The organism is Hymenobacter sp. 102 (genome assembly GCF_049949205.1).
GTDB lineage: Bacteria > Bacteroidota > Bacteroidia > Cytophagales > Hymenobacteraceae > Hymenobacter.
In genome coordinates, this window is sequence record NZ_CP188172.1 from 1,212,677 (window position 1) to 1,235,156 (window position 22,480).

Below are 22,480 nucleotides of genomic sequence, written 5' to 3' on the forward strand. Positions count from 1 at the left end.
CCCACGAAAGGCCGTTCGGAATGCATCCGGGCGGTCTTTTTATGTATCATCAGCGCATTATTGATGCGGCACCTGTATCTGCTTATATCACTGGTCTGGGTACCACTCAGCGGCTCCGCGCAGGCCCGGCTCAACCTCAATTTTGAGCCCGAAGTCAACCGCCATCAGCCCCTGCTGCTCTGGACCTCCCGCCTGGCCCCGGCCGTGCCGGTGCGGCTGCAGGCCGATACGCTGACGCCCGCCGCCAGCGGCCGGGGCAGCCTGCTGGTGGACGCCAGCGCGGCCCAGGAGCCCGAGGGCGGGGCCGTGTACACCAGCCTGGCCCCCCTTGATTCGCTGCGCGGCCGCGTGGTAACCATCAGCGCGCAGCTGCGCACCCGGCAGTTCAGCGGCAAAGCGTTTCTGTACGCGCACGCCCAGGCCAGCACGGCCGGCGAAAATCTGGCCAGCCACGACGACTTCAACTCCCCGGCCCTGCCCCTCAACTCGGAGTGGCACCGCGTGCAGATTCAGCTGCCGGTGCCGGCCGCCGCCACCTCATTGCTGCTGGGGATGCGGTTTTACGGGCAGGGCCGGGTGTGGCTGGATGACGTGCGGGTGGAGTGGGGCCCCGGCCGGCGCTACCCCGACGCCCCGCTGCCGGGCACCGAGCCGCTGCTGCTGAGCGCCACCGCCCGTCAGGCCAACTGGGACTTTGAGCGCCCCCCAGCCGGCCCGGTCTCGCCCCACTACCGCCTGGAGCCCGACGCCGCCACGCCCGCCCACGGCCGCTTCAGCTGGCGGCTGCAGCCCACCCCGCCCGATTCGCGGCCCTTCGCCTACCTCGGTCAGGTCCCGCTCGACTCCAACCTGCGGGGCAAAACCCTTGTGGTGCAGGGCCAGCTCCGGTACGCCGCCCCCACCCCGCCGCCCACGCTCTACTACACCCTGCTGGCCGAAGCCAACGGCGCGGGCAGCCGCCACGGCGCGCGGGGTCCGCTGCAGGAAGTACCGCTGCCCCTCGGCCCGGCCACGGCGGGGGGCTGGCAGCCGTTTCGGGTAGAAGTGCCCACCAGCTGGAATGCCTACTATACCAACCTCACGCTGGGCCTGCACCTACCAGGCCCCGGTCCGGTGGGGGTAGATAACGTGCAGCTGCTGGTGAACGGCAAGCCCTACGCGCCCCCGCCCGACCCCGCCGCCCCGCCCGTGCCCACCGCTGCCGAACTGGCCTGGCTGCGGCAGGCGGCCACCCCGCTGCGTACCACCCAACCCGACGGCGGCGACGCCCGCGACCTGGCCGCCCTGGGGGCACTGGTGAGCCCGGCCCGCGTGGTGGGGCTGGGCGAGGCCTCGCCCGGCTCCCGGGAAACCGCCCAGCTCCGTGCCCGCCTCTGCCGCTACCTGGTGGAGCAGAAAGGCCTGCGAACCGTGGCCCTGGAGGCCGATGCCGCAGCCTGCCTTGCCCTCAACCATTACCTGCAAACCGGCGAAGGCAACCCGCAGCCGTTGGTGCAGGCCCTGGGTTCGTACAATTCCGCCGAAACCCTGGCTTTGGTGCAGTGGCTGCGCGCCTACAACGCCCGCTCCACCGCCCCGGTGCAGGTATGGGGGCTGGAGTGCCGGCAGCCGGCCGGCCTCACGGCCTGGCTGCAGGAGCTGCTGCCGGAGCGCGCCACCGCCCTTCGCACCCAGTTGCAGGCGCTGGGCCAGCTGCTGCAGCAGCTGCCCGCCGCCGGCATCCGCCTCAACCCCTTCACCGACCCCGCCGCCACCGATGTCCGCCTGACCGCCGCCCGCACGGCCCTGCAGCAGCTGCGCACGGCCCTCGGCGAGCAGAACCGCCTGCACACCGACCTCACCCTACCCGACGAAGCTGCGCAACGCTACGCCCTGCAGCTGCTGGAGCAGTTCGTGGGCCTCACCACCCTCGATGCGGAACTGGCGGGCGGGTACCGCGCCAACCTGCTGGCCGAAAACGTGTACTGGGTGCAGCAGCAGGCGGCTGGCCAGCGCCTGCTGCTGCTGGCCCACAACGCCGCACTGGCGGCCACCACCGGTACCGGCCAGCGCCTGCGGGCGGCTTACGGTCCGGCGTACGTGGCCGTGGCTACTACCTTCGGGGCGGGCCGCATCCGCGCCGAGGCTCCCGGGGCGGGCGCCACCGTTGCGGCGGCCCCGCCCGCACCGGGCAGCTACGAGGCCTTTTTTCAGGCGGGCAACATGCCCGGCAGCTTCCTGAACCTGCGCACGGTTACGCTGGGGGCGGGTACCCAGTGGCTGCACCAGAACCTGCTGCTGCGCGATGCCGCCTGGCCCCTGCCGCCCACCCAGTTTCTGCGCCACGACCTCCGGCGGGAATTTGATGCGGTCCTGTACCTGCCAGCCACTACCCCGGCCGCAGCCTTGCCATAGTGCCGCCGGCACGAATCTGCGCTGTCTGCGGCTTCATCTGCAGCATCTGTGCTTACCTTTGCCGCTGTGAACAAAGCAGCTAAAAAACTTCCGGCGGAGGCGCTCCGCAATATTGAGATTCAGGACATGGTGGCCGAGGGCAAGTGCATCGTCCGCCACGACAACCTGGTAATTTTTGTGACCCAGGTAGCCCCCGGCGACGTGGTGGACCTGCGCATCACCCGCAGCAAAAAGAACTTCCTGGAAGCCGTGCCCACGCACTTCCACAAGTACTCCGAGCTGCGCGTGCAGCCCTTCTGCGAGCATTTTGGCGTGTGCGGGGGCTGCAAGTGGCAGCACATCGGCTACGACACCCAGCTCAAGTTCAAGCAGCAGCAGGTGGAAGACACTTTGCAGCGTATCGGCAAAGTAGAAATTCCGGCGGTGGCTCCCATCATGCCCTCCCCGGCCCAGACGTATTACCGCAATAAGCTGGAATACACCTTCAGCTTCATGGGTTGGCTGACGGAAGACCAGATCAAGGACGATACCACGCAGTACGACCGGCGGGTGTTGGGTTTCCACACGCCTGCCCGCTTCGATAAAATCATCGACGTAAACCACTGCTGGTTACAGCCCGACCCCAGCAACCAGATTCGGCTAGCCATCCGGGACTATGCCCGGGAGCATGAGCTGCGCTTTGGTAACATCATCAAGCAGACGGGCCTGTTGCGCAACCTCATCATCCGCACGGCCGCCAGCACCGGCGAGCTGATGGTGATTCTGCAGTGCTACCGCCAGCACCAGGCCATCGAGCCGCTACTCGACTACCTCTACGAGCGGTTCCCGCAGATTACCTCGCTCAACTACGTGCTCAACGACAAGGGCAACGAGACCTTCCACGACCTGGAAGTGGTTTGCTACAAGGGTAAGCCCTACATCGAGGAGGAAATGGAAGGCCTGCGCTTCCGCGTGGGGCCCAAGTCGTTCTACCAGACCAACTCCGAAGGGGCCTACAACCTCTACAAAATCACCCGCGACTTCGCCCAGCTGACGGGCACCGAGCTGGTGTACGACCTCTACACCGGGGCTGGCACTATTGCCAACTTCGTATCAAGGCAGGCGCGCCATGTGGTGGGCGTGGAGTACGTGGAGCAGGCCGTGGCCGATGCCCGCGTGAACTCCGACATCAACGGCACCACCAACACCGAGTTCTACGCCGGTGATATGAAGGATGTGCTCAACGCCGAGTTCATTGAAAAGCACGGCCGCCCCGACGTAGTAATTACCGACCCGCCCCGCGCCGGCATGCACGAGGACGTGGTGCAGCGCCTCCTGGAAATGCGCGCCCCCCGCATCGTGTACGTGAGCTGCAACCCCGCCACCCAGGCCCGCGACCTGGAGCTGCTGGATGAGGCGTATAAAGTGGTGAACGTGCAGCCCGTAGACATGTTCCCCCACACCCACCACGTGGAGAATGTGGTGTTGCTGGAGCTGCGGTAATGCCGGGCGTGGCTGCTCATTATCTGATTTCTATTATTTGGCAGAACCAAGAAATTGGCGTTCTGCAGAACGTGGTGCCGGATATGTGGTATCTGGAAGGCACTTGGACCGGCAACAACAGTCCGGCGTCAAATTCATTCGAAGCAACAGCAAGAGCGTTGAACGCGAAGGCCGTTTACAAAAACTTAAAAAATGGAATTGAAGTGTGGTTACAGGATGATGAGGGCGAACAAACACGCGCCATTGTTCTTTCTCTGACTGAACCAAACATCCTATTTCTGCGAAGAATAACTAGCAGTCTGCATGACATACCGGCTAAGCCAACTGCGAATATTTTCCGTTTGATTCTTCGAAAAATAACTGCTTTGCTAACCCAATTGCGGTAAAAAGCTGACCACATGGACTACACCAAAGACCCTGAACTGAACGGCAAATACCTGGGCACCATTACCAAGGATTTTGCTACGGTTTCCGATACGCTGAGCGAGGCTTCCTCGCAGATTCGGAAGCGGGATATCTCCAAGTACCCCATTTTCGTGTTTGCCCGCCAGGAAGTACCGCTGGGCGGCCTGCTCATCAACGCCGACGAGTTGAACCTGGAGTGGCATGTGTTCGCCAGTTACCTGGAGCTGTTCGTGCAGCAGGGCATCATCAACGAGAATGGCATTGAAGCCTTCCAGCAAACCTACCGCGACGCCGACGAGTACTGCTGCCTGTTCGTGCTGGACGAGGAGTTCACCAACTTCGTGTACGTGCCCTATCCGGAGGACTAACCAGCACGTTGTGGTCCTACGACATCCGCGCAGCGGGTCGTAGGACCACTCTCGTTGCTGAGGTTGCAGAAGTTGCTGAAGTTACTGACGCCCGGCCAGACACTTTGGGGGTATTATTCAACGAGGAGGGTTCTACGACCGAAATGCGCTTTACCACATCGGCCGCATCCCGGCCGGTATTGTTCAACGAAAGAGGTCCTACGACCCGCTGCGCGGATGTCGTAGGACCTCTCAGTTCTTATCTCTACCTTATTGCATTCTTATGTGTATGCTGTTATGCCAAGCCTTACTCTTCAGCCCGGCAAACTTTACCACGTATACAACCGGGGCAATAATCGGGAGCTGCTTTTCTACAAGCCCGAGAATTACCGCTACTTCCTGGTGAAGATGCGACAGTATGTGTCACCACACGTACGCATTCTGGCCTGGTGCCTGATGCCCAACCATTTTCACTTGCTGCTGGCCACCCCGGATGATTTCAACTCGCCGGCATATAGTCAGGCACTCCGGACGTGGTTATCCTCCTACACGCGCGCCATTCAGCGCCAGGAATGCCGCACTGGTTCCCTGTTTCAGCAGCACACCCGCGCCAAGGAACTGGACACCGAGCAGTACGCCAGCATATGTTTCTGCTACATCCACCAGAACCCGCTACGGGCAGGACTGGCCCGCAATGCCCAGCAGTGGGTGTGGTCGTCGTACCCGGATTATGCTGGCCTGCGGGCCGGCACCTTGTGTGATTTCGCCGCCGCCCGGGAATTGCTGAATTTGCCTGACGAGCCGGCAGAAATAGGCAGATTCATCCTGCAAACACTGCCCGATGACGTGGCAACAGATCTGTTCTAGGTTCGGCAGGATGTGGTCCTACGAGTTGCCGCAGGCCTCGAAAGACCACTTTCGTTGAACAAGAATGAGCAGCATATCCTGAGCAACCTCAGCAACGAGAGTGGTCCTACGAGGCCTGCGGCAACTCGTAGGACCTCACCATGGCCTACTCGAAATGCTGAAAGCCTTGGGCGCGCAGCGGGATGGGCTGGCCGGTTTTGGTGATGAGGTTGGCCCCTTCGCTCTTATCCACCATGTGGCCGATGATGGTGATATCGGGGTGGTTTTTGATTTTGGCGTGGTCGGCGAGGGGCACGGTGAAGAGTAGCTCGTAGTCTTCGCCGCCGTTGAGCATGCACATGATGGGGTCGAGGTTGAACTCGTTGGCCACTTCCAGGCTGGGGTTGGCAATGGGCAGGTTTTCGGTGAACACGCGGGCCCCGGTGCCGCTGGCCTGGCAGAGGTGCAGCACCTCGGAGGCCAGCCCGTCGGAAATGTCAATCATGCTGGTGGGCACCACGCCCAGGTCGCGCAGCTCGTGCACCACGTCCATGCGGGCCTCGGGGCGGAGCTGGCGCTGCAATACGTAGGGGTATTTATCCAGTTCGGGCTGGGTTTCGGGGTCGGCTTGCCAGGCTTGCTTTTCGCGCTCCAGCACTTGCAAACCCAGGTAAGCCCCGCCCAGGTCGCCGGTTACGCAGAGCAGGTCGTTGGCCCCGGCCCCGCTACGGCGCACGGCTTTGCCGGCTTCGGCCAGGCCCAGGGCCGTAATGCTGATGGTAAGGCCCGCGCGGCTGCCGGTGGTGTCGCCGCCTACCAAATCCACGTTGTAGGCCTCGCAGGCCAGTCGGATACCCTGGTACAGCTCTTCCACGGCCTCCACCGAGAACCGGGCGGGCACGCTCACGGCCACTACCAGCTGGGAAGGCGTAGCGTTCATGGCGGCCACGTCCGATACGTTGACGGCCACGGCTTTGTAGCCCAGGTGCTTGAGCGGGCAGAACGTGAGGTCGAAATGCACGCCTTCCACCAGCAAATCGGTGCTGACAACCACTTCCTGCCCGGCCGGCGGGGCCAGAATGGCGGCGTCGTCGCCGATACCCAGCACAGTGCTGGGCTGGGTGAGCTGCACGGTTTCCTGAATCCGGCGAATCAGGCCGAACTCCCCTACTTTATCCAAAGGTGTCATAGTAACTACAAATTGAGCGGATGTGAGCCGAATGGTGATGCAGAAACCACTATACGGTGTTGCCGAGGCGCAAAGGTACAAAACCGGTAGAGTGGGATGCGGGGGCAGCCCGCAAACAAAAACCGCCACCCCCCACCCCGGAGCGCTAATTGCAGCATATTCTGCAAATCACCTTGGAAAAAACGCTTTATTATCAACCCCTTACATTCCTCCACGAACCAGCCCGGGAGGTGCACTGCACGGCGTACCGCCCGGGCATCTGCCCCGCGCTCAGCACGCCCGAACAGTGGAGGCTGCTTTACCGGCCGGAAAAATTACCGGCTTCAGCGGCAGTCGTATTCTCCTTTTGATTGTTTTTCGCCTGATTTGCGTTGGACGCCTATACTCACTCTCGATTCGTCAGTTAAGCATGCTTCGTCTTCCCGTTCTGACTATGTTGCTGGCTGCGTTGCTGGCTGCCGGCTGTAACCGTACGCCCAAACCATTGGACCCGGCCTCGGCCCAGGCCGTGAAAGTGCAGTTGGATATTCTGCAGGATAGCGTGGACGCCCGCTGGAATGAGATGCAGGCCTCCGACGATGCCAAACAGCGCACTACCCGCCAACTGCTGCGGGAGCTGACTGCCCAGCCTGCCGCCAACCGCCCCCAACTGGCCCGGCTGCAATACGCCAACGACCGGCTCCCACGCCTGCGCTACTCCCGCCAGACGATGGCCGAATCGGCCCGGATTGATGCCTACGACGCGGCCCAGGACTCGTTGCTGCGGGTGGTGTATGCCTTAGTACCTACCCAAACTGAGTCCGGCTCGGTGGTAGCCCAACTCACGGCCCAGATACAGACCGCCGATACCGACCTGGTAAGCTACCGGGTGCGCTACGATGAGGCGGCCACCCGCTTCAACAACTACCTGCAGGTGCACGCTTCCGAGCTGCAGCAGCTGGGCGGCCGGTACGCGAAGCTTACCCCTCTGCCACTGTTCACCCTGCAGAACTGACCGGCGGGGCGGCCCCGCACCTTTACGCTAAGCCACTGATTGCCAGTTGCAGCACCATCCGGCTGCAGCTGGCAATTTGTGGATTGTGCCGGAGCCAATTGTTCCGGTACATTTGCTCCCGAGAAACTATTTCCGGGCCGGCGCACACCGCTTGCCTGGCCTTATTCCTTCCATCCGGTACTCTATGGAAAAACAGCTACTACTATTCTGTTTCCTGCTACTCCACACCTGTACCTTCGCCCAGCTGCCTGGCTTCCGGTTAGAGCGGATGCTGGGGGCACCGATAGATTTCCCGCAGGATATTCAGGTTGGGCCCGATGGAACCATGCACGTGCTGGACCGTACGGGCCTTATTCAGCTGGATGCGGCGGGCCGCTTTCTGCGCACCATTCCGCTCCGTTCCCGCACTCGCGCCCCCGACTACCGCTCCCTGACCCTGGACCACCGCCGCCACATTTTTGTGCTGAACCGGGAACAGGGATTCGTGCGCCAGTACGGTGCCACCGGCGACTCGCTCGCGCAGTTTGGTCAGACGGGCACCGCTCCGGGGCAGTTCCGCCAGCCCGAGGGCATAGCCGCGGATGCCGACGGCAACCTGTACGTGGCCGATACTGACAACAACCGCCTGCAAAAGCTGAGCCCTACCGGACAGGTGCAGTGGGTGTACGCGCCCACCGGCGCCCAGGCCCTGGTGCAGCCCGCCGATGTGCAGCTCGCTCCCGATGGCAGCGTGTACGTACTCAATAAAAACTATACAGCCGTTCGGCTGAGTCCCGCGGGCCAGTTGCTGGAAACCCTCTCACTGCGGCTACCTGGCAACCCAACCTACGATACCACCATTGGCCTGGAAATTGACGCGGCGGGCAGCCTGTACGTGGTCAGCTCGCGTTTGGCTGCTATCCAGCGCTACTCCGCCAAGGGAGTGCACCTGGGGGCCTTCGGGGCCGGCAGCGGCAGCTACGGCGGCGTGCACATGGCCCTGGGTCTGGATGCCGCCGGCAACGTGTACGCCCTCGACGCCTACGACCGGGAGCCGAGCAACAGCTACAGCTCTATTCGCAAGCTTAGCCCGGGAGGCGATGTGCTGGGCAGGTGGGGCAATGCCGGCGTATTTGGCAACCGCATGCGGCAGGACGAGGCTGGCAACATCTACTACCTTGCCTACAATCAGCCGCGTATCGTTAAGATGAGTCCCGCCGGTCAGCAGCTGGCCGTTACTGATGGCGTGGGCCAGGGCAGCGGCCCCTTTACCGGCGTACTGACCAGCTTTGCAGTGGATAGGTACGGCAGCGTGTACGTGCTGGAGGGGCTGAACTCTGTGCCCTGCGTGCAGAAATTTGACGCGCAGGGCCGATTTACCGGCAAAATCTCCCTGCCCAATCCTCAAACCAACCCCAACGGCTACATGCCCTCCGATGTGGCCGTGGATGCGGGCGGCAACCTGTACGTGCTGGACTACTACAGCGGGGTCCGGAAATACTCCGCGCAGGGGCAGTTTCTCCAGATGATTGGGGCCGGAGGCAGCGGCAGCGGGCCCGGTCCGGGTCAGTTTTACGCTCCCCGCGGCCTGGTGCTGGATTACCGGGGCAACGTGTACGTTTCGGACGGTGCGGGCCACCGGGTGCAGAAATTCAGCTCCTCGGGGCAACTGCTCCGCGAGTTCCTGTCAAAGTTTCCGCCCTCTTTTCAGGGCTCTCCATATCTCTCCCCGGGCGATGCGGGCCTGGCCGTGGACGGTGCCGGCAACGTGTACGCCAGCATCGGCCGCAACGATTACATTACCATGTTTGAGGGCAATAGCAACCGGCAGGTAAAACTTGATATCGGAGCCAGCCCTTCGCTTATCACCATCAACCAGAGCGGAACCTGGCTTACCTGCGCCCGCTGGGGCCACGATGTGCTGCGCTTTTATACACCCACCACCCTACCCTTCCAGAATTATATTACGGGCAAGGTATTTCAGGATCTGAATAACGACTGCCTGCAGCAGCTCAACGAGCCGGCCCTGCCCTATATGCTGGTAACGGCCGAGCCGGGCGGCGCGTACGGGCTCACCGATGAAAACGGCGTGTACACCCTGGCCGTGGATACCGGCACCTACACTGTACGTCAGCTGCTGCCACCGCCGCAGCCCGGCAAGGTGGTGCAGCAGCTTTGCGCCGGCCCCGCTACGGTGGCCTTCCACGCCTACGGCCGCACGGAAACCGGGCCTGACTTCGGCAATCAGATCAGCACCAGCCCTTTCCTGACGGTTAACGTATCCTCCGACCGGCGGCGGCGCTGCTTCCGTAGCACCACGGCCGTGAGCTACGCCAACACCGGCTTCGCCCCCAGCTCCGACGCAACGGTAACTGTGGCCCTGCCCGCGGAAGTAGCCTTTATCAAAGCCGATATTCCCTATACCCGCAACGCGGCGGGTCACTACGTATTTCAGGTGGGCCCACTGCAGCCCAACCAGTCCGGCACCATTCATATTCAGGATTCCGTGAGCTGCGGCAATCCGGCCGTGCGGGGCCTCACCGTATGCACCCGCGCCTGGATTCAGCCAGTGAGCTCCTACCCGGCCCCGTTGGGCTGGAATGGCGCGTCGATGGCCGTTACGGGCCATGTGGTGGCCGGAAATCAGGTGCGCTTTGTAGTGCGCAACCAGGGCTCCGGCCCCACTACCGATAGTCTGGGCCTGCGCATCTACCAGGATGCCGAACTGGCTTTGCTGCGCCGCATTTCCCTGGCCGCCGGCGATAGTCTGGTGCTGCGCTGGAGCGCCACCCGGCCCGTGGTGCGGGTAGAGGCCGATCAGCCGGCTAACCACCCGCACGGCCGGCTGGCCAGTGCTACCGTGGAAATAGCCGCGCTACGAACCGGCAACCAACCCAGCCCCGCTATGCGGGCCATGCCCCCGGATGCGCTGCCGCCCGAAGCGGCGGCGGACTGCCAGCCCATTCTCGACTCCTTTGACCCCAACGACAAACAGGTAGTACCTGAGGGCGTAACGGCTCAGCGCTACACCCCCACGGCCGAAGCCCTGCGCTACAAGATCCGGTTTCAGAATACGGGCACTGATGTAGCCTATCGCGTGGTAGTGGTGGATACGCTGGCCGCCGGGCTGGATATCAGTACGCTGCAGGTCGGTGCGGTATCTCATCCGTACCGCCTCACGGTAACGGGCCGGCCGCGGCCGGTGCTCACCTTCACGTTCGAGGGAATTATGCTGCCGGACAGCGCCCGGAATCAGGCGGGCAGCAACGGATTCGTGCAGTTCAGCCTCCGGCCCAAAGCCGGCCTGCCGCCCCGCACCCGCATTGATAATGCCGCCGATATTTTCTTCGACTACAATGAGCCCGTCCGCACCAACACCACTACCAACCGCATCTACGACGTTCCCCTGCGCGTGGAGCCAACGGTGGCACTGTCGTATCCGGGCGTGCTGGCAGCACCCGCTATTACGGCCGTAGTGCCGGTTCAGGGCCGCGCTGGTACGCTGGTAACGCTCACGGGATATAATTTTGCGGCCGATGCCACCACCAACCGCGTCTGGTTTAACGGCTTTGCCACTCCCGTACTCAGCACCACTGGCGGCAGCCTTACGGTGCGGGTACCGGCCGGGGCTACCTCTGGGCCACTAACGCTCACAACGGCCGATGGCACTACCCGCACCGCAGCCAGCTTTATCGTATTTCAGCCCCCAACGCTTGTCAGCGTTGTGCCCCATGAGGGCCGCCCAGGCACCCTGGTTACTGTAACGGGCACCCACTTTTCAGCCCTAGCCGCGCAGGATACGGTTACCTTTAATGGCGTTCCGGCCCGGATTCTGCAGGCCAGCAGCGGCAGTCTGCAGGTGGAAGTACCCACCGGCACTACCTCCGGCAGCATCAGCGTACGGACGTTGGGCGGGCAGATAAGCAGCGCCCAGCCGTTCATCATCTGGCTTCCGCCTACCATCAGCGGCACAGTGCCGGGTCGGGCCCGCACCGGGGCTTCCGTTCTTCTCACCGGCACCAACTTTGCCGAAAGCCCCACGCGCAATACCGTTCTGTTTGGGGGAAATCAGCCGGCCACTGTGCTGCAGGCCTCCACAACGCGCCTGCTCGTGCGGGTGCCCGCGCAGGCGCAAGCTGGTGCCATCCGGGTAGAAACGCCGGGTGGCCAAACGCATACGCCAACGGCTTTCAGCCTGATACCGGCTCCCGTCATCACCGGATTCAGCCCCATCCAAGGTCCGGTTGGCACCACCATCACGCTCTCGGGGCGCAACTTCCTGGAGGAAAACAGGCCGGATACCATCCTGCTTGCTGGCCGGGTAGCCCGCATTGTGCGCGCCACGGCTACCACCGCGGAAGTACTGGTACCGCGTGGAGCCAGCACGGGTACGCTGACAGTCGCCGGGGCCGGGGGGCGGGGTCAGTCAGCCGGGGCATTCAGCGTGCAGGCATTGCCGCTGGCGGAGGCTGTTACACTGTACCCCAATCCGGCTGCCACTCAGGTAACCGTCAGCTGGCAACACGCCGATTTTATTGTGGAGCGGGTGCGCGTGTACGATGCTCTGGGCCGACTGGCCGCTACGGCGGTTGTTTCATCGGCGGTGGCTTCCGAGCTGACTGTTTCCCTGGCGCACTGCCAGGCCGGCCTGTACACTGTTCTTATCGACACTCCCGCCGGGCGGGTTGTCAAGCGCCTGGCCCGGCTGTAGCCACCAGCGCAATGTGCTGCCGACGTAGAATCTGAAATTCCGGCTTACCCGACGCCAGGCTCCCCCGTGGTAGCTGCCCGGCATGGCCGGAAAACCTGGCGAACAGATAGTGGGATGGTGAAACTGTTAACAGCAAATAAAAACCCGCTCTACTAAGTTGTAGAGCGGGTTTTGGCAGACCCGAATATGGGAAGCCCCCGGTGATTCCTGCTTGGCTGGCCGGTAGTACTCCTCAACGATAAGCTGCAAGCGGACCTACTACTGCGTAGGTGAGGATCTACCACCGCTCAACAGCGTTCCGTTGAATTATGACGGCGCAAAAGTCAGCGTCGCGGGCCATGCTAACCGTAGCTTCCGGTCGGATTCCTTCAGCAACAGCAGCACCTAGCTTATCCGACCGGAAGCACGGGATTCCTGTCCGACGGTGGGGTCAACGGCTGCGCATCCAGTTCCTGCGGGTGGTCTCCCAGGCCGGCTTCCCGGTGAGAGGCGAAATACTGCGCCAACGCTTTCTCGCCCACCAGCCAGAACACCACCGGCGTGACGATAATATCGAGGAAGGTGGAGCTCAGCAGTCCTCCCAGAATCACGGTGGCCACGGGGTAGAGAATCTCTTTGCCCGGGGCATCCTTGGCCAGCGTGAGCGGCACCAGCGCCAGCGCAGCGACCAAGGCGGTCATCAGCACGGGCACGAGGCGCTCCAGCGAGCCGCGGATGATCATGTCCTTGCCGAACTTCTCGCCCTCATGCTCTACCAAGTGGATGTAGTGCGAAATCATCATAATGCCGTTGCGGGAGGCAATGCCGGTGAGGGTGATGAAACCCACGAGCGAGGCAATGCTGAACGTACCGCCCGTGAGCAGCACGGCCACCACCGAGCCGATCAGGGCCAGCGGAATGTTGAGCATGATCTGCCCCACCATGTAGCTGGACTTGAAGTGGGAGAACAACACCAGAAAGATGCCGGCCAGCGAGAACAAGCTCAGCCAGAGAATCTTCTGCGAAGCTGATTGCTGACTCTCAAACTGCCCCCCGTACGTAAGGTAGTAACCCGCCGGCAGCTTCACCTGCTGGCTGACTTTCTGCTGAATCTCCTGCACGGTGGAGCCCAGGTCGCGCTCGGCCACGTTCAGCGAAATGGTAATCCGCCGCTGGGTGTTCTCGTGGTTGACGGTATTGGGACCCGGCTCGTAGCTGATGGTGGCAACCTGGCTGACGGGAATCAGGGCTCCGGAAGGCGTTTCGATGCGCGTCTGCGAAATGGCGGCAATGTCGTTGCGCTGCGCTTCCGGGAGCTTCACCACCAGATCGAAGCGCTTCTGCCCGTCGAGCATCTGCGAAACCACCGCGCCCTGAAACAGCGTTTCCAGGTCTTGCACCACTTCGCCGCGCTCCATCCCATAGGCTCGCAGCGCCTCGTCGCGGGGCCGGATCAGCAGCTGCGGAATCTGCACCTGCTTTTCTACCTGCAGGTCCACCACCCCCGGTACCGTGCTGGCTACGCTCCTGATTTCGTTGGCGTAGCGCCGCAGTTCCAGCAGATCGTTGCCGAATACCTTGATGGCTACCTGGGCGCGCACGCCTGACAGCAGGTGGTCCAGCCGGTGCGAGATGGGCTGGCCGATGTTGACGTTGACGCCGGTAATCAAACTCAGGCGCTGGCGCATGTCGGCCAGGATTTCGTCGCGGCTGCGCATCTGCTTGCCTTCCTTCTCCAGTTCCTCCTCCGTCTTAAAGGCCACCTCAATTTCCGAGTTATTCACCGACTCGGCGTGCTCATCAAGCTCGGCCCGGCCCGTGCGACGGGCCGTGTAGGCCACTTCCGGAATTTTGAGCATCTGCTCCTCCCCCAGGGTACCCAGCCTGTTGGACTCGGTGAGCGAAGTGCCGGCCGGCGCCGAGAAGTTAACCGTCAGCGAGCCTTCGTTGAAGGGGGGCAGAAACTCCGTGCCGAAGAACGGTACCATGGCCGTGGCCATGATGAACAGCAGGCCCGTGGTGGTGAGCACCAGCTTAGGATGCGTCAGTCCCCATTCCAGCAGGCGCGTATCCTTTTTCTTCAACCAGCGCACCAGCGCCCCATCCGTTTCGGCGTGCTCCATCTGCTTCATCTTCGGCAGCAGGTAGTAGCACAGCACCGGGGTAACGGTGAGCGACACAAACAGCGAGGCCACGATGCTGGTGATGTAGGCAATGCCCAACGGCGCGAAAATGCGGCCTTCCATGCCTTCCAGCGCAAACAAAGGCAGAAATACGAGGACCACGATGATGGTGGCGTACACGATGGAATTGCGCACTTCGGAGGAGGCGGCGTAGATGACCTGCAGCACCGGGCGGGGCTGGGGCAGTTGCCGGTTTTCGCGCAGGCGCCGGTACACGTTTTCCACGTCCACAATGGCGTCGTCCACCAGCTCACCAATGGCAATGGCCAGGCCGCCCAGCGTCATGGTATTGATGCTGATGCCCGCCAGCCGGAAAACCAGGGCCGTCACCAGCAAGGACAAGGGAATGGCAACCAGCGAGATAAATGTGGTGCGCACGTTCAGCAGGAAGGCAAACAGCACGATAACCACCAAGATGGCCCCGTCGCGCAGCGCCTCTTCCACGTTGGTGATGGACGACTCAATGAATTCCGACTGCTTGAACAGGCGGGTATTTACCTGCACATCCTTGGGCAAGGAGGGCTTCAGCTCCAGCAAGGCTTTCTCCACGGCCTGCGTTAAGCCGGCCGTGGCCGCACCCGGCTGCTTCTCAATACTCAGGATGACGGCCGGCTTGCCGTTCACGCTGCCGTCGCCGCGCTTGAAACGAGCGCCGAACTCCACCTTGGCAATGTCGGCCACCCGCACCGGGGACTGGTCCCGGTAGCCCACGATGATGTTCTCAATGTCCTGCACTGAGCGTAGCCGGCCCAGGTTGCGGATGAGCACCTCGGAGCCGTTGCGGTCAAAGAAGTTGCCCGTGGTGTTCAGGTTGGATTTGCGCAGTGCTTCCTCTACCTGGTTGACCGTAATGCTGGTGGCGTTCAGGCGGGGCATGTCCAGCAGCACCTGGTACTGCAGGTTGTCGCCGCCGATGGGAATAACCTGGGCAACCCCGGGAATGCTGAGCAGCCGCTGCCGGACGGTGTAGTTGGCCAGGGTGCGCAGGTCGGCGGCATTGGTCTGCTGTCCGCCCGTGAGGCCCACGAGCATGATCTGGCCCATCACCGAGGAGATGGGACCGAGCACCGGCGTAATGCCGGTGGGCAGCTGCTCCCCGGTGGTTTGCAGCTTTTCACTTACAATCTGGCGGGCCGTGAAAATGTCGGTGCCGTAGTCGAACTCCACGAACACCATGCCCAGGCCAATGGCCGAGTTGGAGCGCACGGCCGACACGCCGGTGGCCCCGTTCAGGGCCGTTTCCACCGGCAGCGTTACCAGGGCTTCTACCTCCTCCGGGGCCATGCCCGGGGCTTCCAGAAACACCGTCACGCGGGGGCGGTCCAGGTCGGGCAGCACGTCCACCGGCAGCTGACGCGTGGTGTAGCTGCCGGCAATGAGCAGGCCCAGCGCAAAGGCCAGCATGAGCAGGCGGTTCTGCAGGGCAAAGCGAATTATCTGGTCGAGCATCCTTACTGATTGAGGTAGATGGACTTCAGCTGGTAGGTACCCTGGGTCACGACCCGGTCGTTTTCGTTGACCTCTCCCTGCAGCAGGACTGTCTGCTCCCCGCTGATGCTGCCGGGCTGCACGTAGCGAATCTTGAAGCGTTCCGGCTCGGTATGCACGAACACAACCGGCTTCCCGTTCAGGTCCGTCACCGCCGAAGTAGGCACTACCAGTTGCTGGGCCCCCTGGCCATCCTGCCCCACAACCTGCACATTCACGGCCTGGCCGGGACGGTAGGCGCTACCCTGGGCCGCATCAAGCTCAAGGATGAGCTGCCGGGCCTGGTTGACGGGGTTGACCACATTACTGAACACCACCAGGCGGGCGGGCACCCCCGCCTGGCCCTGCAGACCCTCGACCCGAAACCGGGCACCGGGCGTAATCTTGGCCAGGTCCTGGGCGAAAACCTGCGCTTCCACGCGCAGCTTGCCGGGGTTTATCACGCGAAACAGCTCGTCACCCTGATTTACCTGCTGCCCCACCGCCAGGTTGAACACATCCACGGTGCCGCTCACGGGGGAAGTAATGCTCACGCGCCGCTGCTGGGCCTGGCCGTTGAGGATGGCTGCGTTCTGGCGGGCCTGGCGCAGGCGCAGCTCGGCGGCCACCACATCTTTGCGGGCGGCAATGTCGGCGATACTCTGCAGCCGGGCGTAGTCCTGCTGGGCCGCCCGCAGTTCGGCCTGGGCGTTGGCCCGCTCCGTGCTGAGCCCGATTTGCTGGGTGGCATCCAGCGTTTGCTCCAGAACGGCAAGCGTCTGCCCGGCCCGCACTACCTGCCCCACCTGGGCGGTCAGGCCCACGATACGTCCGGTCTGCGGCACCACAATGCGGCCCTCCCCACCCGCCGCGGCCGAGACGGTGCCATACAGCGTGGCCCGGCTATAGGTGGCGGAGTAGGAAGCCAGGCTGGTGCGCACCTCAAACAGGAACTGGCTTTCCTTGGGCAGCAGTACCTCATCGGTGAGGGCTACCCCGGTGCTGGCTTTTGCCTCTCCTCCGTGGTCTTCCCCCCCGTGGGCGAGCACCGGGGCGGGGGGCGGCAGCAGCACCGTCAGCAGCAAGCCGGCCGTAGCCGTGGCGGCGAGGAATTTATGCGTGGTTTTCATAAACGGCAGCAGGTGGAGTGGATACTGGGGCGAGCGAGCGACGCCGACGCATGAGAAAAATCGTCAGGGCAATGCCCAGCACAAAGGCCCCGATCAGGGCCAGGATGGTTTTCCAGGACGAAAACAGGGATGGTGCCGTGGTGGGTGCGGCCACCGCCGCCGGTAGCTTTTCGCCGACCTTGATGCCTTCGAGCAGCAGCAGATCTGCCTGTTGGCCAGCTACAATGTTGAGGGCGAAGCTATACGCCTTATTGGCCGGAAACTCGCCCTCCACCAGGTACATGCCGGGCTCCTGCTCCGTCACGGCCCACTTCAGCGTGGCGTCTTCCGGGTTGGTCAGCGTCAGCTTCGCGCCCTTCACGGGGGCGTTGGTGGCATAATCGGAGAGGAACAGGCGCAGGTCGGCGGGCTTACCGCCTTCCAGGGGCTCGTAGCGGAGCAACACCTCGAACTGTTCGGAAAGGGCCGCCACGGAAAAAGAAGTAGCGCCGGCCGGGGTGGAGGCCTTGGCGCCGTCGCTGTGGTCTTCCCCCCCGTGGGCATAGGCTGCGCCGGCCAGGAGCAGGCTCAGCAGCAAAATCAGGAGTTGTTTCATATTATTCACCCCGCAGGTACGTGAGTTCCACCAAGGCCTGCCGATAGTCGCGGATGGTGGCCAGGTAAGTATTCTGAATGGTAAAGGCCTGGTTCAGACTCTGAATTAGAACCAGGTAGCTGATTTCGCCCGCCTGAAACAGACGCTGCGACTGGCTGATGATGGCCCGCGACTGGGGCAGGCCGGTTTGCTCGTAGTAGGCCAGCGAAGCCGAGAACTTGCGGGTGTCGGCCAGGGCCTGCTGGTATTGGGTACTTAACTCCAGGCGCTGGGTTTGCAGCTGGTAGCTGGCCGCCTCGGAGCGGGCCGTGGCCGCTTGCAGCTGCGAGCGGTACGTCCAGAACCAAACAGGTACTGACACCCCAAACTGAAAGCGGTACCTGATGGATGAGTTCTCAAAGGCCTGATTCTGGTAGCCCACGGTCAGGGCAGGAGTACGGCGGGCGCGTACCAGGCTGATGCCGGACTGACTCAGGGCCACGTTTTGGGTGGCCGCGGCCAGGGCGGGGCTGCGCACCAATGCGGCGCTGTCTTCGGCGGGCAGGCTTCCTAACAAAGCCGTGCCCGTCTGCGCCAACTCCTGGCCGGTCCGCCGCAAATCGGTACTGGTGACCAGTGCGTCCGTTGGCCGCCCCAGCAGCAAGCCCAGCCGGCGCTGAGCCGCCCGTCGGTCGTCGGTGGCCTGCTGCAGCTGCACCGCAACCTGCCGGGCTTCGGCGTCCGTGCTGATGCGCTGCAGGGAAGTAACCTCTCCGGCGGCAAACAGCCGCTCGGTAGCCACGCGCAGGGCCTGGTACAGGCTATCCTGATAGGTGAGCTGCCGCACCTGGGCTTCGGCAAACTGCAACGCGAGATACGCCGAGCGGGTGTCGCGCAGGACGGTAGCGCGGCTGACTTCCCGATTGCGCTCCGCCAGAGTGATGCCAGCCTGGGCTACTTGCCGTTGCCGCCGGTACACGTTGGGCAAGTCAATGGTCTGCACCACGCCCGGGGCCCACATCTCCCCGGTAGGTGCCGAAAACAGAAAGTCCGGGTTAGCCGGGGCGAAGGAACCGCGCTTAAGCGCCCGTTGCTCGGCAATTTCCTGTTCGGCCTGCCGCAGCCGGGGATGTCGGCGCAGACTCTGCACTTCCGCGCTGTCGAGGCTGATGGGGGTCGTCTGGGCACGCGCGGAGCCGGCCCCCACCAGGAGCGTAAAGAGCCCAACCCAGCCCGGTAGCGCATGTATTCCAAGGTACTTCATACAATCAGATTAAACGCGTTCCGGTAAGCCGCCCGCTGTTGCAGCAGCGAGCGGCCGACGTGGAACAGGAGCGGGTGAGAAACACGCCGCCGCCGCACTCGCCTATGATTTTTTCACCAGGGCCATCCCGCACGTGGGGCAACTGCCCGGCTTGGTGCTGGCACTACCGGCGCATTCCATCGGGCAGATGTAGGCCGCTGAAACGGCCTTGCCTGTTTTAACGGCGGCGGCGTCCAGCTTCTCGAAGCGGGCCGATAAGGACTTGCCCTTCGCCTTGAGACTCACGATGGCCGTGCGCACCTTGGTGCCGGCTGGCACGGCCACAACGAAATGGTCCCCGCTCGGGGTGAGCGTACCTGTGCTGGTTTTACCGGCAGTGGTCAGGAGCATAACGGTACCAGTGGTGCCGGCTGTGGCCACGGTGGCTTCTTTGGCGTCAAGCAGATACACGTGCAGCTGCGTGGGCTGCGGCACCAGCTCAATGTGGTAGGTGCCGGCCGTGCGCACAATGCCGCCGTGGGGAGAAGTGTGCGCGTGCGTCTCGCCTACCGCCTGGTGGCCGTGCGCCGCCGTCCCGGGTTTATGACTGTGCTGGGCCAGTAGCGAAGCGGGGGCAACCAGCCAGCAGGCCGCGAGGGGAAGCAAATGCTGAAGTTTCATGGAGCAATCAGGAAAAATGAGAAATGGGTAAAAGCAGAGCAGTAGGCCCGGCTACATTTTGTCGGCATTTTGGTTGTGCCAGTCCTTGAACTGCTGGATTTCCTTCTGCTGCGCGTCAATCATCTGCTGGGCCATTTCCTTGAGCTTCGTGTCGCGGCCGTGCGCCAGCTCGGCTTTGGCCATGTCCACGGCGCTCTGGTGGTGCACCGTCATGAGCATATTGAAGTTCATATCGGGATTCGCAACGGGCTGGGGCATGTTTTTCATCATGCCGTCCATGGAGGCTTTCATCTGGCTGGTGAAGGGGTCCGTGGGGTCCTGGGGCTTGTAGTTGGTGGGCACATTGTCCAGGCGCGTAGCCACGGCTTCGAGCTCCGCAATTTCCTGTTGCTGGTCGGCTTTGATCTTCTCGGCCATCTGGCGCATGGTGGCGTCTTTACCATCGCGCAGTTCAATATCGGCCATGGCCACGGCGCCCTTGTGATGCTCCAGCATCATGTGGGCAAAGTCGTGGTCGGTGTTGCCCTTGGGCTGCATGGCGTCCATCTTTTGCATCATCTCGTTCATGGAAACCATCAGCGGCGATGCGCTTCCGGCCGTGGCCGCCCCATGGTTCATCGTGGAGTGGTCCATGCCCGCCATATCCCCGGAGGCGGAAGCGTCCGCTCCGGTTGTTTCCGTGGTGGCCGCCGAATCAGCGGCTTTATCGTTGTTGCAGCTGGCAACCAGCAAAGAGCCCGAGCACAGGGCGGCGAGCAGAAAGGCAGACTTTTTCATGGGAGGGGGTTGGGTTAGTGTGGAAAGTAAAATGAGCTAGCTTTTTACGTTGATCGTGAAGTCACCGGTATGAATCTTCCCGCCGTGGTTGAACTGCAGGAATACGCGGTACAGGCCGGGCTTTTCGAAGTTGGTATTGAAGCCAATGTTCGGACCCTTATCCGCCTGGTCGTTCGGGTGCACGTGCAGGTACTGCTCCGTGTCCTCGCTGATGACCACCACGTGGCCCAGAGCCCCGAGGTAGTTGGCCAGGTCCGTCACGGGCTGGCCGTCCTTGCTGATGTTGATCTTCATGCCCAGCAGCTGGCCCACCTTCAGGTCTTTGTCGAAGGCCAGCGTGGCCTGGTAGCCATCCTGGCTCCACTGCATGTCATCGTTTTTGAACTTGACCGGCGTGTAGGCAGCGCCCTTCACGGTCAGGGGTTGCCGGCCAAGCTGATGGCCTGATCCGGTCGGCGTGTAGTCCTGGAACAGCACGTACTCGCCCCCTTTCGGGAAGGTGTACTTAACCTTGTAGTCGCCGGCAGCGGTGTATTCGGGATGCTCATGGTAGAACTGGCCCAAGTCCTTGCTCACGATAATCAGGTGAATTTTCTTTTCGTGCACTACGGCCAGGGGCACGGGGGCTGACTCGTTGCCGGTTTCACGGGGCGTGAAAGCCAGGGTGGTGGGCTGGCCGGCAGTCACCTCCATGGGGGTGGGCACAAGCTTCATCTCGTAGGTTTTGCCGTTGCTGACCTGGTCGTTGTGCTCCAGGTTCATGCCGCACTTGGGGCACTTTTCACCCTCCTTGGTGCTGGTTACTTCCGGGTGCATGGGGCAGGCATAGGTGTGGCCCCCACTGTGCTGGGCGGTTCCTTCCGCCGGGCCATTGGTAGGCGTGGTCACAGTATTGGTGGCGCTGCTGGATTCCGATTCGGACGAGCAGCCGGTTGTGATGAGCATACTGGCCGTAGCCAGCAGGGCGAGCGGTAAACGGTACATAAGAAAGAAATGAAAGGTGAACACGGGGCGGCTTCCTAGGCAAGCAGCCTGGGGCTCTGGTGTGAGGCTCTACCCGCCACGGCTACCAGAGAAGGAAGGCCCCCGCGGGATTGGGCAAGTAGGAAAGCCGACGGGGAACCGGCCCTTGGGGGGCAGGTACACCTGCATCCTGGCAACAACGCTGAGTTGTTGGGCGGGAAAACCAGCAAGAGTTCAGTGGAGGGGATGCCAGGCAGGCATCGGGCAGACACGCAAAGCCGAAGGCTCGCCCCGGACATAGCATAGCCATGCCAGGACGAGCCTTCGGCGCGTCAAAGTATCAGACCGTCAGAGACTGAATGAAAATCCGGATGTCAGGTATTTTGGGAGGCAAATGCTCCCGGAGTACGAGGATGACCGCACGCGTGCGGTTCCACTGGCCGGCGGCAGGCCGGAAGAAAAAGGCATTGTCAGCCGGCAGCAGGGCGGGCGCAGGCGTCAGCAGATGCTTCGCATCCGGGGCAGTGAGTGCCTTGAGGATGGTGGCCGAATCGTCCTTGCAGCAGCCGTGCTCACCCGACGCCTTGGTGGCAGCCGCGGAGTTGTGCCCCGCCGCCCTCTTGCCTTTGGTGGCAGCCTGTGCTGCGTGCCCGTGGCAGCCCGGGTGCGTGGGCTTTGTTACGGGAGCTGCTGGCTTGGCAGCAGGCGCGGCCAGTACGGGGTTAACCGTTGCGCACCAGCACTGCCCCACGAACACGTTGACGAAGACGAGCAGGAAGCTCGTCGCCAACAGGCGTCGTAAGGGGAAGAGGGTGCGGAGCATATTAGGATGCGAGTACTTGCAAAACTAGTGCACAGCGCAGAAAGTACACGATTCGTGTAGTACTATATTTTCCCCTGAAGAGTTCCGAAGCACTAAATACCCGACCAGTTATCAGCGGCAGAAAACAGCCTCTCTTGAGCGTAAACACTGTTTTTACGTAAAAGCAACTTCTCACCTCAACCGTTGATGCGCAAAATTATGCAAGTCGGCGACGGAATCATGTAAATCCCGTCCATAGCAGCTCCGTGCAAATTATGCAAGTTTTCGTACGGATTCCGTACCAACTCCGTCCTCTCCGGCCCGTTCCTTTGTA

At 62.5% G+C, this 22,480-nt stretch carries 16 protein-coding genes; 7 read left to right on the forward strand and 9 right to left on the reverse strand.

The features are described 5' to 3' along the window. The first annotated feature begins 63 nt into the window (after positions 1 to 63). The 5 genes from ACN19L_RS05295 (at position 64) to ACN19L_RS05315 (ending at position 5,495) form a co-directional block, all read left to right on the forward strand. Positions 64 to 2,394, forward strand: a complete 2,331-nt coding sequence (locus ACN19L_RS05295; protein WP_426492488.1) for an erythromycin esterase family protein — start codon at positions 64 to 66, stop codon at positions 2,392 to 2,394. Between the two features lie 66 nt (positions 2,395 to 2,460). After that, positions 2,461 to 3,876 (forward strand): 23S rRNA (uracil(1939)-C(5))-methyltransferase RlmD, encoded by a 1,416-nt coding sequence (gene rlmD / locus ACN19L_RS05300; RefSeq protein WP_426492489.1) that lies wholly within the window; start codon positions 2,461 to 2,463, stop codon positions 3,874 to 3,876. Between the two features lie 8 nt (positions 3,877 to 3,884). After that, entirely contained in the window at positions 3,885 to 4,262 is a 378-nt protein-coding gene (locus ACN19L_RS05305) for a hypothetical protein (RefSeq protein ID WP_426492490.1), read from the forward strand. Positions 4,263 to 4,274: 12 nt separating this feature from the next. After that, positions 4,275 to 4,649, forward strand: a complete 375-nt coding sequence (locus ACN19L_RS05310) for a hypothetical protein (RefSeq protein WP_426492491.1) — start codon at positions 4,275 to 4,277, stop codon at positions 4,647 to 4,649. A 276-nt stretch (positions 4,650 to 4,925) separates the two neighbouring features. Then, positions 4,926 to 5,495 carry a transposase gene (locus ACN19L_RS05315; protein WP_426492492.1) on the forward strand — a complete coding sequence of 190 codons (570 nt, stop codon included), beginning with the start codon at positions 4,926 to 4,928 and terminating at the stop codon, positions 5,493 to 5,495. A gap of 145 nt (positions 5,496 to 5,640) precedes the next feature. Here ACN19L_RS05315 and thiL read toward each other — a convergent pair whose 3' ends face one another. Further along, positions 5,641 to 6,663, reverse strand: coding sequence for a thiamine-phosphate kinase (gene thiL, locus ACN19L_RS05320; protein ID WP_426492493.1), 1,023 nt, complete (start codon positions 6,661 to 6,663; stop codon positions 5,641 to 5,643). Positions 6,664 to 7,096: 433 nt separating this feature from the next. Here thiL and ACN19L_RS05325 point away from each other — a divergent pair, with 433 nt between their 5' ends. Beyond that, positions 7,097 to 7,657, forward strand: a complete 561-nt coding sequence (locus ACN19L_RS05325) for a hypothetical protein (RefSeq protein WP_426492494.1) — start codon at positions 7,097 to 7,099, stop codon at positions 7,655 to 7,657. Positions 7,658 to 7,841: 184 nt separating this feature from the next. After that, entirely contained in the window at positions 7,842 to 12,347 is a 4,506-nt protein-coding gene (locus tag ACN19L_RS05330; RefSeq protein WP_426492495.1) for a DUF7619 domain-containing protein, read from the forward strand. 389 nt (positions 12,348 to 12,736) lie between these two features. Here the strand turns inward: ACN19L_RS05330 and ACN19L_RS05335 are convergent, their stop codons facing one another. From ACN19L_RS05335 to ACN19L_RS05370, 8 genes are all read right to left on the reverse strand, one after another. Next, a complete protein-coding gene (locus ACN19L_RS05335; protein ID WP_426492496.1) occupies positions 12,737 to 15,958 on the reverse strand; it encodes an efflux RND transporter permease subunit in 3,222 nt (1,073 codons plus the stop codon). A gap of 2 nt (positions 15,959 to 15,960) precedes the next feature. Further along, positions 15,961 to 17,106, reverse strand: a complete 1,146-nt coding sequence (locus tag ACN19L_RS05340; RefSeq protein WP_426492497.1) for an efflux RND transporter periplasmic adaptor subunit — start codon at positions 17,104 to 17,106, stop codon at positions 15,961 to 15,963. Continuing rightward, entirely contained in the window at positions 17,090 to 17,701 is a 612-nt protein-coding gene (locus tag ACN19L_RS05345; protein ID WP_426492498.1) for a hypothetical protein, read from the reverse strand. The genes ACN19L_RS05340 and ACN19L_RS05345 overlap by 17 nt, the downstream gene beginning before the upstream one ends. Before the next feature lies 1 nt (position 17,702). After that, positions 17,703 to 18,944, reverse strand: a complete 1,242-nt coding sequence (locus ACN19L_RS05350; RefSeq protein WP_426492499.1) for a TolC family protein — start codon at positions 18,942 to 18,944, stop codon at positions 17,703 to 17,705. Positions 18,945 to 19,046: 102 nt separating this feature from the next. After that, entirely contained in the window at positions 19,047 to 19,604 is a 558-nt protein-coding gene (locus tag ACN19L_RS05355) for a heavy metal-binding domain-containing protein (protein ID WP_426492500.1), read from the reverse strand. 51 nt (positions 19,605 to 19,655) lie between these two features. Further along, positions 19,656 to 20,381: a DUF305 domain-containing protein gene (locus ACN19L_RS05360; RefSeq protein ID WP_426492501.1), complete on the reverse strand. Its 726-nt coding sequence runs from the start codon at positions 20,379 to 20,381 to the stop codon at positions 19,656 to 19,658. A gap of 36 nt (positions 20,382 to 20,417) precedes the next feature. Then, positions 20,418 to 21,365: a heavy metal-binding domain-containing protein gene (locus tag ACN19L_RS05365; RefSeq protein ID WP_426492502.1), complete on the reverse strand. Its 948-nt coding sequence runs from the start codon at positions 21,363 to 21,365 to the stop codon at positions 20,418 to 20,420. 319 nt (positions 21,366 to 21,684) lie between these two features. Then, positions 21,685 to 22,167: a hypothetical protein gene (locus tag ACN19L_RS05370; protein ID WP_426492503.1), complete on the reverse strand. Its 483-nt coding sequence runs from the start codon at positions 22,165 to 22,167 to the stop codon at positions 21,685 to 21,687. Between the last annotated feature and the right edge of the window lie 313 nt (positions 22,168 to 22,480).